This is a genomic window from Planococcus sp. ANT_H30, assembly GCF_008369335.1.
In the GTDB taxonomy this organism is placed as follows: domain Bacteria; phylum Bacillota; class Bacilli; order Bacillales_A; family Planococcaceae; genus Planococcus; species Planococcus kocurii.
This window is the reverse complement of sequence record NZ_VOBJ01000014.1, coordinates 16,106-31,713: the sequence shown is the minus strand read 5'-3', so window position 1 is coordinate 31,713 and position 15,608 is coordinate 16,106. Positions and strand designations below refer to the sequence as shown.

The window sequence follows — 15,608 nt, the reverse complement described above, 5'->3', positions numbered from 1 at the left end:
TTCAGTCTTCCTTTCTTGCCAATAATTTGGCTTGGTTCCAAAATGCATCTAACTGCTCTAGCGAATAATCACTAAAATCACCGGTTCCTTGTGTTACTTGCTGTTCAACATAATGGAAACGACTTTTGAACTTCTGATTCGCTTGCATCATCGCTTCTTCCGGTGACAAATCAAAGAATCGTGCAAGATTCACTAAGGTAAACAGTAAATCACCCAATTCATCTAATTGACGAGCTTTGGAACCATTCGCTATTTCTTGCTGGAACTCCTTCAATTCTTCTTGAAATTTATCCCAAGCTGCTGCTGCATCCGGCCAACTGAATCCGATCTTCGCTGCTTTTTTTTGATAATTAAATGACGTTGTTAAAGAAGAACTAAATCGTTCTTGGCCTTCTAATACAGAATCTGCTGCCGGTTTTTCCTGTGCTTTGATTTCTTGCCAATTAGCGATAACTTGCTCGGAATCGTCAACCGAAACATCACCAAAAACGTGCGGGTGACGACGAATCATTTTCGCACTAACCGCTTCAAGTACATCTTCTAATTGGAAATAGCCGTTATCTTGACCGATTTGAGCATGCAAGAACACTTGCAGCAATACATCGCCCAATTCATCAGCAATCGCTTCATCATCACCTTCTTGAATTGCCTGAAGCAGCTCATGCGCTTCTTCGATCAAATATGGACTTAGGGACTCATGCGTCTGCTCGCGGTCCCACGGACAGCCTTCAGGGCTTCTCAGTTTCGCAACAATACTGCGGAAAGTTTGCCATTCTTTTAAGCGCTGCGTTTGTTGTGCAGCTGGCGGTACGTAGACAGTCGTCAAATTCGTCACTTCTGCTACGCGGTCTAATTCATGAAGCGGTACGGTCTGTAGCACTTCATCTTTAGAACCGGCAGCCGTCACAATCGTTACTGGATACTCATCCGGGTATTTTTCCATCAGCGTTAACTTTACTTCAGAGGCGCTAAAGCTGTCGTATACTTGTGCGATCAATAAATGCTGCGTCATATTTACTTGGTCGCTGGTCATTTCGGTGCCATCCATCAATTGAAAACCTTCGATTGGGTCAATACGAAGCGCACCAAACAAAGAATCTAAGAAACTATGCCCGCCTTCAATAACCAATTGGCAACGTCCCGCTTTTTCTGCCTCAATCAAATTTTGCACTGTTTGCTCGGCAACCAATGGATGACCTGGCACTGCATAAATGACTGATTCTTTTTCAGACAAGTCGATCAAGGTTTCTGCAATTTCTGCATATACCGGACTAAAGCTATCGTGTTTTTCATAAACCGCATCGAAACTTGTGAACGCTACGCCTTCTTGGACAAGTTCTGTCAATACAGGGTGATCCTCGGTTCGTACATATAAGTTAACTGCCGCTTTTAATTTTTTATAGACACCGAGCGGCAATTGGTCTAAATCTCCTGCACCGAGGCCAATAATGTGAATTGTATTCATCGCTTTTCACCTTTTTTCTTTGAATTTATTGCTAATTGTAATTTGGCTAGTTTGCGGCCGAACGGAATAATGTACCATTCCTTTTCTGTGATGATTCGACTTTTTCCGATGATTGCCATAAAGATTAAAGCACCAAGTGGAATGGCTGTAGCCGTTGTTAGAAAAGCACCGAAACGACTAGATAAGTGATCAAACAAATAGTTATCAGCTAAAATTGACCAGCCGAATACTACGACAGACATTGCCAGCGCAGCACCGAAAAGCCAGCCATAATAGGAAAGTGGCGCAAATGTTATTGGCCATACCCGCTTAAAATAAAGCAATAAGCCCATTACTACGACCATCAAACCAATGTTTCCAGCAACAGCCGCGCCAGTTACTCCCCAGACAGGCAATAGTAACCAATTACCGATAACTTTCACAACCATTCCCGTCACTAGCAATAAAGCTGGAACTCTGACCTTACCGAGTCCGTGAAGCATCGCTGTCATAATGAGTAGGAGTGACATCCAGACGATTTGCCAACTGAAAATAATTAACGCTCCAGATCGTTCACGCGTTTGAAATAAGGTTTCATTAACGTATGGCATAACGAACGTCAGCCCAACTGCCGCTGCAAACGCAAATAAAAACGAGACACGAAAAGCTAAACGTGCGTACATTTCAGCTGGTCGACCACTGTCTTTTTTAGAAGTTCTTGCGACTAGGGGAACAATCGCTAACGTTAGTGAAGTAGCGATTAAAATACCGAATTGTACAAGCGGTTGCCCTCGATCGTAAATCCCTTTTTGCTCCATCGCAACAAACCGTCCCATGCCGCTTTCCTCGAGCAGACGAAAAACCGTAAACGAATCCACTAGCTGAAACAGTACCAAAATTAACGAGCTCATGCTGACGCTCAAACTCACTGCCGTCATTTCCTTAATAATGGGCCAAGCACGAACCGGTAACATCTGATTCTGCGTTTTTAAACCTCTGTTAAAGTAAACCAGTAGTAAAATAACTGCACCAAGTCCACCAATGGCCGCGCCAAGCATTGCCAGTTGTCCAGCAACGTATAAGGAAAACCCATTCGAGACAACCAGCCAAGCACCAGCCAAAATAACGGTGACACGGATTCCTTGTTCCAATACTTGAGCATATGCAACTGGCGCCATGTTGTTGGCGGACTGAAAATAACCTTTCAGCACTGCCAGTGGCGCCATCAATAGTACCGAAAACGCACCGACTTTTAGTAATGGATTTAACTGCAGATCCCCCATCCAACCTGCCAATAATTCGGCACCTGAAAACATGACAACGAAGATCACGACAGAAATGCCTGCTACATAAATGACAGCGATGCGAAGAATCGCTCTGTGTGATTGCGAATTATAGTCTGCTAATAATTTGGAAATAGCAATGGCAAAACCGTAAGAAGTCCAAATGCCAAAAATCGCAACAAACGGATACACTTGTTGGTAAATGTAAAAGCCTTGGTCTCCTACAAGATTTTGAAAAGGTACTCGGTAAATTGCACTCAGCAACTTAACGATAAACCCTGCAATCGTCAGCAAGACCGCACCTTTCATAAATGTTTTCATTGTGCCTTCATTGTTCAAAGGACTCACTCACCTCTTACTGATATGAACTAACTCTAATTATTCGGCCGATAAGTCCGGTGATAGTTGCCAAGTACGAAGCCATATGGTGGAATATCCGCTCTAAAATTCATTGCCTGAAGTTACAAAACCACTTTTTCTTCTCGAAGTGATTCTGGTAATAATTTCATCATGCCTTCTAACACATCAAATGGATGTTGTTTTTTCGTTTTATTTTCATCAATAGACATCATTAACTGTTGACCGGCCATACTAAAACCAACGGCGCGCCCATATACAGCAGATTCCTCTACGACTTTGCCGCCATTGATACTAGCGGTCCCTTTTTCACTAAGTCGAACTGTCACAATTTTACCCGTTTGTTTGATGGATTCGACACCTACTTGGCGCGCCCATACTTTCATGCGGGCAATGCGCAACAAGCTGTCCGTTTCATTCGGCATGTCCCCAAAACGGTCGATTAACTCATCCTGCAGCTCAGTCATTTCCTCTACCGTATCCACACCTTTGACACGTTTGTACATTTGGATTTTCTGGTAGCCATCACTGACATAGGAATCTGGAATGTACGCATCAATATCGAGTGAAATCTCGATTTCAGGCACTACTTCTTTTTTGATACCGGTCTGACGTTCATCAATTGCCTCTTGCAGCATTTGCGAATAAAGATCAAAACCGACAGAATCAATAAAGCCGTGCTGCTGTGAACCGAGCAGATTTCCTGCTCCGCGAATCGTCAAATCACGCATGGCAATTTTAAACCCCGATCCAAGTTCCGTAAATTCTTTTATTGCCATCAAGCGTTTTTCTGCAACGTCAGTTAACACTTTGTCACGCTGATACATAAAATAAGCATAAGCGACACGACTCGAGCGTCCGACGCGTCCACGCAATTGATACAGCTGTGACAAGCCCATTCGGTCAGCATTGTAAACAATCAAGGTATTAACGTTTGGAATATCAATGCCGGTTTCGATAATAGTGGTCGTCACCAAGACATCGTAATCGCCATCTAGGAAACCTAAAATGACTGATTCCAGTTCGGTTTCACTCATTTGTCCATGAGCATAACCAACGCGAGCTTCTGGTACTAATTGTTGAATTTCTTCCACTTTTCGCGTCATATCATCGACACGGTTATACAAATAAAACACTTGCCCACCGCGCGCCATTTCGCGTTCGATCGCTTCGCGTACGAGACCGCCATTGTGCTCCATTACATAGCTTTGTACAGGAAAGCGGTTTGCTGGTGGTGTTTCGATAACAGATAAATCTCGAACGCCAATCATCGACATATGAAGCGTACGTGGGATTGGTGTCGCTGTCAGCGTTAAAACATCAACGTTTGTCTTCATTTGTTTGATTTTTTCTTTATGAGTAACACCAAAACGTTGTTCTTCATCAATAATCAGTAAGCCCAGATCCTTGTATTGCATATCCTTCGACAAAATTCGGTGCGTGCCAACGACAACATCAATCGATCCATTTTTCAGTCCTTTAACGGTTTCCGTTTGCTGTTTTTTAGAACGGAAACGACTCATCAAGCCGACTGTAATTGGGTAATCTTTGAACCGCTCGCTCATTGTTTCAAAATGCTGTTGTGCCAATATCGTTGTCGGCACTAAAAACGCCACTTGCTTGCCATCGAGTACCGCCTTAAACGCGGCTCGGATTGCCACTTCCGTTTTACCATAACCTACGTCCCCGCAAATCAAACGGTCCATCGGTCGCTCGTTTTCCATGTCCCGTTTGACTTCATTGATTGAACGCAATTGATCGACAGTTTCTTCGTATGGAAACTCCGCCTCAAATTGACGCTGCATATCCTGCTCTTCAGAAAAGGCAAAGCCTCGTAACGCTTCTCTTTCTGCATAAAGCTTGATCAAATCATCCGCAATGTCTTGAACAGCAGCCGACACTTTTGTACGTGTCTTTTTCCATTCTGCGCCGCCCATTTTATGCAGCTTTGGTTCTTTTTCTTCAGAAGCCACGTATTTTTGAATCAAGTCAATTTTATCGACCGGTACAAATAATTTATCGTCGGCTTTGTAAACGATATGGAGGTAATCTTTATGAACCCCACCGGTTTCTAAAGTTTCAATACCGATAAAACGACCAATCCCGTGATGGATGTGAACAATATAATCACCCGGTTTGATTTCGGAATAACTCTTAATACGTTCTGCATTCGTCAGCTTTTGAGACCGCGTTTTCTTTTTCGGTTGCTGCTTAAATAATTCAGAATCCGTAATAACAGTTAATCGTTGCAGCGGCATTTCAAAACCAGTCGCTAGCTCTCCATCAACCAAATAAATGTTACCACCTTGGATTTCTGTCGAAGGAACTGCGATTTCAGCTTTCATATCGTAGTCGGCAAGGACCGAACGTACTTTCTCTAAACGCTCCTCGCCTTGCGCTACGATAAAAATCTGCGACTTCCCTAAAACCCAGCGCTCCATTTCCGCTTTTAGCAAATGCATCTGACCATGGAATGACTGCATCGGCTTACAAGAAAAGGCCAATGATTTTTTGACCGATACCATTGGAAATGTCCGAACGAATAAAGACAGAAACGTTACTTTCTGCTCCAATTTCGTCATCATTTCACGGAACGTATACGTTAAAGAAACATCGTGAAGAAACTTCCCTTCTTCAAGCAATGACACAATCCAGTCGCCTTCTTCGCGTTCTAATGTATCTGTCATTTCTTGAATTCGTCCGAGTTCGTCGAAAAAAACCAGTCCATTTCCCGGGAAATAATCGCCTAGAAAAGCTGATTGCGTATCAATCAACGAAGCATATTTAGCTAGCTGTTCTGGTGTTTCGCCTTGTTTTAATTGATTGATATCATGCTGAATATGCTGGTGCATCAAAGCTTTCGTATCGTCAGCTTTTAATTTCTTTAAGCTAGCTGCAAGGTTCGTTTCCAATTTTCCAGCTAGTTGGACCCGTTGGTCTTTTGATAACACTAATTCGCTAGCAGGCAATATGCACAGTGAATGAACTTTTTCGAGTGAACGCTGGTCTTCTGCAGAGAATAGCCGTAGTGAATCCACTTCCGTATCAAATAGCTCGATACGCACCGGATGTTCAAAGTTCAGTGGATAAACATCCAGTATGCCTCCACGAAGCGCAAACTCGCCCGGGGTCGTTACCATTGGAGTACGAGAATAGCCCATCGCCACCAACTTTAACAGCCATTCGTTCGTATCGAGTTCTTCCCCTTCAGCAATCCGCAAGGTAGCATAATCCCATTGTTCTTTCGTTGGCAATAATTTACGCATTCCCGCAACTGGTGTAATGTAGATTCCTTTGCCTACACTCTTCATATGATCAAGCGTATCAATGCGATGAGCTCGCAGTTCAGGCCCTGAAAAAGACACCTCTGCTGCGATTAACTCTTCCGCTGGGTAAAGGTGGACTTGCTGTTCACCCATCAAACGAACCAAGTCATCATAGACGCGCTGTGCATGCAATAAATTAGGCGTCACAATCAATAGCGGTGTTTCCATTTCAGACCAAATGGTTTGGTAAAAAATAGGCCGCGCGCTACCAGACAAACCAGAAATCAACTGATGGTCCTGCCCTTTCTTCAAATCAGCGATAAATTTTTGTGTGTGGGTATCCTCCGAAAAAATCTGTAAAATATGGTTCATTCAACTTCCTCCTTTCAACAAAATACAAGAAACAGAAAAAAGCTCTGAACGCCGAATGCGTCAAAGCGGTTATGCTCCATTAAATTGATTCATGACTTCGAGATACGGTTTAGATAACCAGTTTTCACAAGCTGCCGCACTTTTTTTGATGGCGTCATCTACCTCAGGTCTTTCCTCTTTTGAAAAACGCTGCAGTACGTAATCTGGCACTTTCATCCCTGCTGGTGGGCGACTAATGCCAATACGCAAACGATTGAATTCTTGTGTTCCTAAATGCTGAATCAGTGATTTAATGCCGTTGTGGCCACCTGCACTCCCTTTTTGCCGCAATCGTAATTGACCTGCTGGCAAATCAAGGTCGTCGTATATAACAATAATGTCTTTTATATCAATATCGTAGTATTCCATCAGCGCACCTACACTCTCGCCAGATAAATTCATATAAGTCAGTGGCTTTAATAGCATCACTTTGCCTTCAGGTCGATGACTAATAGAATACATGCCTCTAAATTTAGACTGCGTCAAGGGTGTATTCCATTGACTTGCTAAATAATCGATTACCTTAAAACCAATATTATGGCGCGTATCTTCGTATGCTTTCCCCGGATTTCCCAGGCCAATAATCAATTTCATACCCATCTTCCTTTGCTTTTTCAGTGACTTCTATTTTACCATAATCATTTGATAAGAAGAACATAAGCGGTCTCCTTGATTTGATGGACAAACAATTTACAATTGAAAAACAAAAAAACAAGAGACTGTCTCTCGACAACCTCTTGCTCGTTCTTTGTATTTAACTTTATTTTTCTTCTTCTTTAGAATCTTCGCTGCCAACCACTTCTGGTTCTGCATCTTCATCAGATACAGTCTCCAGCTCATCCAACTCATCTTGAGTACGCGGAGCTGTTGCAGATACAAGGATAAAGTCGTCTTCATCTAAAATTTCATAAGATACCGTTCCGCGGATATCGCCGACTGTGATTGTTTCGCCAATCGCCAGTTCAGTAGTATCTACTTCTAGTGCATCAGGTATGTCAGAAGGTTTTACACGAACATTCACTTCACGGTTTGGCTGAGTGATGAATCCGCCTTCTTTTTCGCCTGCTGATTCGCCTGTCAAGTGAACTGCTACAGCCACTTCAAGCTCATCTGACATATTAATTGCTAAAAAGTCAACATGCTTAAAGCTACCTTTTAAAGCATCCATTTGATAATCACTTAACACAACATTTTTAGATGTGCCATCGATTTCAAGGCTGATTACACCGTTACGTCCAGATTCACGTAAAGTTTTAATCAATTCAATTTCAGATACAGTCACCGGTGTAGTTTCCGTTTTAAAGCCATAAACTACTCCTGGCACATCGCCTTTTGCACGAAGTTCAGTTAACGCCGAATTCTTATTGTTGCTTTCTCTTTTTTGTGCTGTCATTTTTACAGTCATTGCTTTCAGCCTCCAGTTATATTAAAGTACGTAGTCACGATAAGTACATAATCTATATATACCCATGTCTTGTCTTAATGAAACCTAGAGCATGAAAAGTTGTTGCTGCTGATCAATCAAAAAGAGTGCTGACAGATTTTTGTTCGTGAACACGGACAATCGTCTCAGCCAATAGACGCGCTACAGACAATTGTTTGATTTTAGGAGATTTCTTTTCTTCAGGCAATGCAATCGAATTAGTGATAATCAATTCTTTGATTACTGAGTCGTTAATACGTTGTACGGCAGGACCTGAAAGAACAGGGTGTGTACAGCACGCGTAAACTTCTTTCGCGCCACTTTCAATCAACGCACTAGCAGCAATTGAAATTGTTCCAGCAGTATCAATGATGTCATCAATGATGATCGCCGTTTTCCCTTCTACATTACCGACGATATTCATAACTTCCGCTACGTTTGGACGCGGACGACGCTTATCGATGATGGCAATCGGTGCTTTCAAGCGATCTGCCATTTTACGTGCACGTGTAACCCCGCCGTGATCCGGCGAAACAATAATGACATTTTCAAGATCAATGCCACTTTCATTTAGGAAGTAGTCAGAAAGCAAAGGTACAGCTACTAAGTGATCAATCAAAATATCAAAGAATCCTTGGATTTGAGGAGCATGCAAATCGAGTACGATTACACGCGTTGCACCAGCAGTTTCCAATAAATTCGCTACTAATTTTGCTGTAATCGGCTCACGTGAACGAGCTTTGCGATCTTGACGCGCATAACCGTAATAAGGCATTACGACGTTAACTGTACGAGCAGAAGCACGTTTAACTGCATCAATCATGATCAATAACTCCATCAAGTTCTCATTTACTGGCTGGGAAGTCGATTGGACGATAAACACATCATAGCCACGAATACTTTCTTCAATATTAATTTGGATTTCACCATCACTAAAATGTGTCACCGAACTTTTTCCAAGCGGAATACCCGCGTGTTCTGAAATTTCCTCAGCTAGCTCTTGGTTCGAATTCAATGAAAAGATTTTCAATTTCGAGTTTGCATTTTGATAGCCCATTAGGTGTGAACCCTCCTATTTTCTTCCGTTTAATCTACTTGCATAGCCTTCTTTATTTTCCTGGCGCGCGCGTGCGATTGCCAATGAATCCTCAGGTACATTTTTTGAAATAGTAGATCCTGCAGCGATGTAAGATCCTTTTCCTACAGTGACAGGTGCAATCAGATTTGAATTGCAGCCGATAAACGTATCATCTTCAATGACAGTCTGGAATTTGTTTTTGCCATCATAGTTCACGGTGATGGTACCGCAACCGATATTAACACCTGTGCCGACGTGAGCATCGCCAATATAGCTCAAATGAGAAACCTTGCTATCGTTGCCGATTTCTGCTTTTTTCACTTCAACAAAGTTGCCGATTTTCACATCGTTGCCTAAAACGGTTTGAGGACGAATGTGCGCAAACGGTCCTACAGCTGTATCCGTTCCAATGCTGCTGTCATGAATTTCTGAACTGCGAATTGTTGTACGATCTCCAATGATGCTATTGACGATATGGCTGTTCGAAGAAATAATGCAATCTTCCCCAATTTGTGTTAAACCATCAATTGTCACGTTCGGGTGAATAATCGTATCCGCTCCGATTCGGGCTTGTGCACTAATATAAGCAGTAGCAGGATCGATAATCGAAACGCCAGCTCTCATATGTTTTTCAGCAATTCGCTTGCGCATAATGTTTTCGGCCTGGCTCAATGCCACACGGTCGTTTACACCAAGCGTTTCGTCAAAGCTATCTGTTGCATAGGCAGCTACAATTTCGCCTTGCTTTTGCAGAATTTCAATCACATCAGGCAAATAATATTCACCTTGAACGTTATCATTTGAAACTAATTTCAACGCCTCAAATAACGCTTCGTTATCAAAGCAATAAGTACCGGTATTGATTTCCTTTACTTGTTGCTCTTCTAAAGACGCGTCTTTTTGCTCGACAATCTTTTCGACGATGCCCGCATCGTTGCGGAGAATCCGTCCATAACCTGTCGGATTATCAGCGATTGCCGTCAAGATCGTCGCTTTTGCACCAGTTTCGGCATGCTGATCAAGCAATGACTGCATGGTTTCTGGTCGAATCAGTGGCGTGTCTCCACAAACCACCAAAGTCGTTCCTTTAAGACCTTCAATCAATGACGCTGTTTGTTGCACGGCGTGAGCTGTTCCAAGTTGTTCTGCCTGCAAGGCATATTCACTTTTGTCACCTAGTTGCTGCTGAACTTTTTCAGCACCATGACCAACGACAGTAACGATTTTCTCAACTCCGAGTTGCTCGACATTGCCCGTTACATGTTCAACCATTGGCATGCCACAGACTGGATGAAGCACTTTGTACAATTTTGACTTCATCCGTGTGCCTTGTCCTGCTGCTAAAATTACTGCGTATGTATTTGCCACTTCTTATCCCTCCACTCTTGATTTGATAAGAACTCTTGTTACTGGTTCTATCCATTCATTTATTCTATCAATTGATAGACCCAGTCTCACACTGGCTATGTCAATTAAAAATTTGCTTTTCCTTATTGACTATAGCGGAAAAACCTTGATTTTTCAAGGTTCCAAAGCATGACAATACCATGACAAAAAAAAGCCAAATAAAAAAAGAGCCATTTCAATGTAGAAGGCTCTTGATTCAGCTCCGTTAAACGTTGGCATTTTCCAATACCGATTCACTTTCGCTTTGTTTATATGCAGTTAAGACAGCTTCTTGAAGCTTAGTGCGTGCGCTTGAGTTGATCGGATGTGCAATATCACGAAACTCTCCATCAGGTGTTCTTTTACTTGGCATTGCGACGAATAAGCCATCATTTCCATCGATTACTCGAATATCATGAATAACAAACTCATCGTCCAGCGTGATGGAAGCGATTGCTCTCATTCGGCCATCGGTTTGTACGCGTCGTAGTCTTACATCTGTTACTTCCATTCTCTCGTCCCCCTCCTCTCAGCCGCAGTATTTCAACCCTAATTATGGGTATTCGCTAAAAGGGACTATTATCCTTCATAAATTGCAAAACTTATTAGAAAATTTACTTAATGGAACTAATGACCGAAACGACATACACTTCACGCTTGAACATAATTTTTTATTCTCTCTATGAAAAAATGCAGATCGCCTCGTATTTAACGAGGCGATCTGCATTGCTATAACTCATTCTAGTTTACTGGTTAACTTTTGCGATCACTTCGATTTCTACTTTTACGTCTTTTGGCAACCGCGCTACTTCAACAGTTGAACGCGCTGGTTTATGATCGCCAAAATAAGTTGCATAAATCTCGTTTAGTTCTGCAAAGTCATTCATGTCTTTGATAAAAACAGTTGTTTTAATGACATCTCCAAAAGAAGAACCGGCTTCTGCAAGAACCGCTTTCAAATTTGAAAATACTTGATGCGCCTGCTCAGAGATTGTGCCTTCAACCAATTCGCCTGCTGCTGTTAAAGGTATTTGACCTGAACTGTAAAGAATTCCACCCGAGACCACACCTTGTGAGTATGGTCCAATTGCGGCTGCCGCTTTATCTGTCGCTACGTAATTCATTCAAATTCCCCCATTTTCAAAGTAATTGCCTTCTTCTAATGCAATCGTACGTTCTTTTTCGCTAACTTCATGCAATTTAACAAGAGATAAATACTTTTCTACGAGCCGTTCATCCGAATGTTCCGATTCTACTAATACAGCAACACCTGCTAATGTGCATTCAAATTCTTCCAGTAGATTTTTCATACCATTCATCGTGCCGCCGACTTTCATAAAGTCATCCGTAATTAGTACGCGTTGACCGCTTTTCATACTACGCTTTGACAAGACCATCGTTTGAATTCGACGAGAAGAACCCGAGACATAATTGATGCTAACTGTAGATCCTTCAGTAACTTTACTGTCTCTACGGACAATTACCACGGGCACATTTAAGTGGCGCGCAATGGCATGGGCAATCGGAATGCCTTTTGTAGCTACCGTCATGATGACATCAATTTTTTCTTTAGCAAATGCTGTAGCAAACACTTTACCGACACGATTCATCATTTCCGGATTACCTAGCACGTCGGTCATGTACAAATAGCCACCCGGCAATAGCCGGTCTGAGTGACTTAGCTCTTCCATCAAATCAGCCATTACTGCTCTGATTTCACGTTCTTGAAGCTTAGGTACATATTTCACGCCACCTGCTGCTCCAGGAACTGTCATCAACAAGCCAATTCCTTTTTCTTCAAATGTCTCTTTAACAATCCCCAAATCCTCACTAATAGACGATTTGGCCGATTGGTACAGATCCGAAAAATAAGTTAGTGGAATCAATTTATGCGGATGTTCCAATAAAAAATGCGTCATATCAACAAGCCGTTCACTGCGCTTCCACTTCAAAACTACCCTCTCCTAAACACGAATGATTTATAGAAAACTTACCATAAATGTCCGTATTTAGGCAAGTGGCTCCCGTTCGCCAATCAAGCGCACAGCGTATACTTCTGAGCAAAAGCCACGCAAGCCATTGTATATACGTGGAATACGCGCTTCTTGGTGCACCAAACCAAACACTGTTGGTCCACTCCCACTCATAAGTACAGCGTCCGCTCCAAATTTCTTCATCTGCTCTTTAATTTGTTCAACTTCGGGATATAACTTTAACGTAACGCTTTCAAGTGCATTACCAAGGTTAGCGCACATAGCCTCGTAGTCACCGTTGTTAAGTGCTTGAATCATGGCACCTGTATTTGGATGTTGAGCGGTTTGAACATCGAATGCGCCATAAACATCGGCTGTAGAAACGCCAAGTGTAGGTTTTGCTAAAATGACCCAGCAATTCGGTGGCGTTGGTAATTGTTGAATGATTTCTCCACGACCTTTGGCTAATGCTGTACCGCCATAAACGCAGAAAGAAACATCCGAACCAATTTTAGCCCCCAGTTCCGCCAGTTCATCGAGTGACAGATTAAGCTGCCAAAGTTTGTTTAATCCTTTTAATGTCGCTGCAGCGTCACTGCTGCCTCCAGCTAAGCCTGCAGCGACCGGGATTTTTTTATCCAGTGAAATGATAACTCCAGTTTTGATATTAAAGGTATCTTTAATCAATTGCGCCGCCTGGTAAGCGAGGTTGCGGGAATCGTCTGGCACGAACCGGTCTGCTGATTGAATATGTATGCCTTTGGCTGTGCCCATCAGTCCAATACGATCCGACAAATCCACAGTGGTCATAATCATTTCAATTTCATGGTAATTATCTGGACGTTTGTGCAAAACATCTAATGTTAAATTGATCTTGGCAGGCGCTTTTACGTAGAGCATCCCACTGCCTCCTTTTTATATTCTAATGAACACTATTTTAACATACCGCGAGATAATGGAAAGTAAAGTGTCGATAGAAACAAAAAAACTCGCCTTCCGCTTAGATCAGCAGTAGCAAGTTTTGGAGTAACTTATAAATATAATTCAATTATTTCACAACAAGTGCATCTTCAGTTCCTTCGTACACAGTAATTTCTACTGCTTCAGTTAAGATGTCTGCGTAGCTGTAAGACACGCGTTCAAATGCATGCTCTTCTTGATCTAGCTCAATCACGAACACGGAGTGATAGGTCTCGCGTAGGATTCCGGCACGTTCTACCGTTTTCTTACGACCTCCGTTTGCCTTCAAAAGCAATCGTTTTCCTAAATGTAGGTCTAACGATTTTTTAATATCCGCCAAAGTTTTGGGCATTTTGTCTACACCTCACTATGGATATAATTCTACCATAATTTGATGGAATTGTCAAGCAAATTTATAATTTTATCAACCAACCTTAGTCGCTGTCAATATTTATTTATTCGAAATTTCTTTAATCCGAAAGAAGTTGTGCCGATTTTGTAACAGAATAACCATTTCATCCGAAATATGCATACAATTTATCTGCCAACAGTCCAAACTCCTTAATCGTTAACGTTTCTCCACGTCTTGTTGGATCAATTTCTGCTTCTGCTAATGCTGTTAAAATCAACTCTTTTTTCTCTTTACCTAAAGGCATAGCAACTTGAAGATTGTTCAAAATGGTTTTTCTGCGTTGTACGAACGACCCTCTCGTAACGGTAAAGAAGAAGTCTTCATCAATTACCACGACTTCTGGCACGTCGCGTTTGGTCATGCGGATAACAGCCGAATCAACATTGGGTTGCGGCAAAAATACAGACTTAGGAACAGTCAATGCCATTTCAGCCTGTGTGTAGTACTGGATAGCGATAGAAAGTGATCCATAAGCTTTTGTACCTGGTTTAGCTGTAATGCGCTCAGCGACCTCTTTTTGCAACATAACGACCATGCCGCGAATTGGCAGCTTTTCGAGTAATAACTTTAAAATAATCGGTGTCGTTACGTAATAGGGCAAGTTGGCCACGACCACGATGTCATCGTACCCTTCCAGTTCACGATCAATCGCTGCTTGGACATCTGCTTTTAAAATATCCGAATGAATAATGGCAATGTTATCATAAGGCGATAAAGTATCCTCGAGCACCGGTAATAATCGTTGATCAATTTCAAAAGCTAATACTTTTCCGGCTTCTCTTGCCAAATGTTCTGTTAAAGCACCAATTCCTGGACCGATTTCAATTGCTGCAGACTTCTTGGTCAATTTCGCTTGCCCAACAATTTTACGCAAAATATTCGGATCGATTAAAAAGTTTTGTCCTAAGCTCTTCTTTACTTTCAACCCATATTTCGCCATAATTTCTTGCGTTCGAATAGGTGTGGCAATATCTTTAGTCATTAGTTTTCCTCCTGAGTTAACGCTTGTACCGCTTTAATAAACTGAGCTTTGGATATACCGAACATATAGAGCCGTTTTTGAAGCTGCTTGCCGTTCGTATAGCCAATCTGCAAGTCATTGCCCATTTGAATACGGCGCTGCTTTGCTTTTGGATGAGCCACAAGACCTGCATCAATTAAATCTTCCATCGTAATTTCTACTGCACGCTCTTCCTGTAGCGGCGTATAAACTGCGTGCAAAGCTTCACGAATATCTTCATCGCAGGCATGTTCGATTCCTAGGCCTTTGCCGTTTTTAGCAATGGTTTTTTCTTTCGCCAAAAATGCGTGTTTAGCCAGTGGCACATGTTCTTCAATAATAGCACGTATGCGTCTTCCAGGATAATCCGGATCCGTAAAAACGATGACGCCTCTTTTCTGCTGTGCATGAGCGATTCGTACGAGTGTTTCTGCTGTAATGGCTGAACCATTTGTTTCAATCGTATCTGCATCAACCGCACGTTTGATTGCTACCGTATCATCTTTTCCTTCAACTACTATAATCTCATTTATCTTCATTTATAATTTTCCTCTTTTCAAGCTTCTTGTTTATTCTACACGTTTGCCTATAAACATGTAAAAAGCTTTCCCGGGA

At 42.1% G+C, this 15,608-nt stretch carries 14 protein-coding genes; all 14 read right to left on the bottom strand.

What is annotated here, in order from left to right; translation table 11 throughout:
* Position 1: 1 nt before the first annotated feature.
* Positions 2-1,465, bottom strand: coding sequence for a bifunctional methyltransferase/pyrophosphohydrolase YabN (gene yabN, locus FQ085_RS17650; protein WP_149457268.1), 1,464 nt, complete (start codon positions 1,463-1,465; stop codon positions 2-4).
* A complete protein-coding gene (locus tag FQ085_RS17645) occupies positions 1,462-3,066 on the bottom strand; it encodes a putative polysaccharide biosynthesis protein (protein WP_149457267.1) in 1,605 nt (534 codons plus the stop codon). Before FQ085_RS17645 ends, yabN begins: the two co-directional genes overlap by 4 nt.
* Positions 3,067-3,188: 122 nt before the next feature.
* On the bottom strand, positions 3,189-6,722 hold the full coding sequence (mfd, locus tag FQ085_RS17640; RefSeq protein ID WP_149457266.1) for a transcription-repair coupling factor: 3,534 nt from the start codon (positions 6,720-6,722) through the stop codon (positions 3,189-3,191).
* A 69-nt stretch (positions 6,723-6,791) separates the two neighbouring features.
* A complete protein-coding gene (pth, locus tag FQ085_RS17635; protein WP_058386781.1) occupies positions 6,792-7,355 on the bottom strand; it encodes an aminoacyl-tRNA hydrolase in 564 nt (187 codons plus the stop codon).
* A gap of 166 nt (positions 7,356-7,521) precedes the next feature.
* Positions 7,522-8,166 carry a 50S ribosomal protein L25/general stress protein Ctc gene (locus tag FQ085_RS17630; protein WP_058386782.1) on the bottom strand — a complete coding sequence of 215 codons (645 nt, stop codon included), beginning with the start codon at positions 8,164-8,166 and terminating at the stop codon, positions 7,522-7,524.
* A gap of 112 nt (positions 8,167-8,278) precedes the next feature.
* Positions 8,279-9,241, bottom strand: a complete 963-nt coding sequence (locus FQ085_RS17625) for a ribose-phosphate diphosphokinase (protein ID WP_058386783.1) — start codon at positions 9,239-9,241, stop codon at positions 8,279-8,281.
* A 15-nt stretch (positions 9,242-9,256) separates the two neighbouring features.
* Positions 9,257-10,630 carry a bifunctional UDP-N-acetylglucosamine diphosphorylase/glucosamine-1-phosphate N-acetyltransferase GlmU gene (glmU, locus tag FQ085_RS17620; RefSeq protein ID WP_149457265.1) on the bottom strand — a complete coding sequence of 458 codons (1,374 nt, stop codon included), beginning with the start codon at positions 10,628-10,630 and terminating at the stop codon, positions 9,257-9,259.
* Positions 10,631-10,874: 244 nt separating this feature from the next.
* Positions 10,875-11,159 carry a septation regulator SpoVG gene (gene spoVG / locus FQ085_RS17615; protein WP_058386785.1) on the bottom strand — a complete coding sequence of 95 codons (285 nt, stop codon included), beginning with the start codon at positions 11,157-11,159 and terminating at the stop codon, positions 10,875-10,877.
* Positions 11,160-11,394: 235 nt separating this feature from the next.
* On the bottom strand, positions 11,395-11,772 hold the full coding sequence (locus FQ085_RS17610; protein ID WP_058386786.1) for a RidA family protein: 378 nt from the start codon (positions 11,770-11,772) through the stop codon (positions 11,395-11,397).
* The gene (gene purR, locus FQ085_RS17605; protein ID WP_058386787.1) at positions 11,773-12,600 is read right to left on the bottom strand and encodes a pur operon repressor; all 828 of its coding nucleotides are present in this window, start codon (positions 12,598-12,600) and stop codon (positions 11,773-11,775) included.
* Positions 12,601-12,657: 57 nt separating this feature from the next.
* Positions 12,658-13,521 carry a 4-(cytidine 5'-diphospho)-2-C-methyl-D-erythritol kinase gene (gene ispE / locus FQ085_RS17600; RefSeq protein ID WP_149457264.1) on the bottom strand — a complete coding sequence of 288 codons (864 nt, stop codon included), beginning with the start codon at positions 13,519-13,521 and terminating at the stop codon, positions 12,658-12,660.
* 148 nt (positions 13,522-13,669) lie between these two features.
* On the bottom strand, positions 13,670-13,933 hold the full coding sequence (veg, locus tag FQ085_RS17595) for a biofilm formation stimulator Veg (protein WP_006830753.1): 264 nt from the start codon (positions 13,931-13,933) through the stop codon (positions 13,670-13,672).
* A gap of 163 nt (positions 13,934-14,096) precedes the next feature.
* Entirely contained in the window at positions 14,097-14,975 is an 879-nt protein-coding gene (gene rsmA / locus FQ085_RS17590; RefSeq protein WP_058386789.1) for a 16S rRNA (adenine(1518)-N(6)/adenine(1519)-N(6))-dimethyltransferase RsmA, read from the bottom strand.
* A complete protein-coding gene (gene rnmV, locus FQ085_RS17585; protein ID WP_058386790.1) occupies positions 14,975-15,532 on the bottom strand; it encodes a ribonuclease M5 in 558 nt (185 codons plus the stop codon). The genes rsmA and rnmV overlap by 1 nt, the downstream gene beginning before the upstream one ends.
* Positions 15,533-15,608: the final 76 nt, after the last annotated feature.

What these genes read in the sequence shown, in the direction of transcription:
- yabN (WP_149457268.1), bottom strand. Translation starts at nt 1,465, where the DNA reads ATGAATACAATTCACATTATTGGCCTCGGTGCAGGAGATTTAGACCAA.
- mfd (WP_149457266.1), bottom strand. Translation starts at nt 6,722, where the DNA reads ATGAACCATATTTTACAGATTTTTTCGGAGGATACCCACACACAAAAA.
- pth (WP_058386781.1), bottom strand. Translation starts at nt 7,355, where the DNA reads ATGAAATTGATTATTGGCCTGGGAAATCCGGGGAAAGCATACGAAGAT.
- FQ085_RS17630 (WP_058386782.1), bottom strand. Translation starts at nt 8,166, where the DNA reads ATGACTGTAAAAATGACAGCACAAAAAAGAGAAAGCAACAATAAGAAT.
- FQ085_RS17625 (WP_058386783.1), bottom strand. Translation starts at nt 9,241, where the DNA reads ATGGGCTATCAAAATGCAAACTCGAAATTGAAAATCTTTTCATTGAAT.
- spoVG (WP_058386785.1), bottom strand. Translation starts at nt 11,159, where the DNA reads ATGGAAGTAACAGATGTAAGACTACGACGCGTACAAACCGATGGCCGA.
- FQ085_RS17610 (WP_058386786.1), bottom strand. Translation starts at nt 11,772, where the DNA reads ATGAATTACGTAGCGACAGATAAAGCGGCAGCCGCAATTGGACCATAC.
- ispE (WP_149457264.1), bottom strand. Translation starts at nt 13,521, where the DNA reads ATGCTCTACGTAAAAGCGCCTGCCAAGATCAATTTAACATTAGATGTT.
- veg (WP_006830753.1), bottom strand. Translation starts at nt 13,933, where the DNA reads ATGCCCAAAACTTTGGCGGATATTAAAAAATCGTTAGACCTACATTTA.
- rsmA (WP_058386789.1), bottom strand. Translation starts at nt 14,975, where the DNA reads ATGACTAAAGATATTGCCACACCTATTCGAACGCAAGAAATTATGGCG.
- rnmV (WP_058386790.1), bottom strand. Translation starts at nt 15,532, where the DNA reads ATGAAGATAAATGAGATTATAGTAGTTGAAGGAAAAGATGATACGGTA.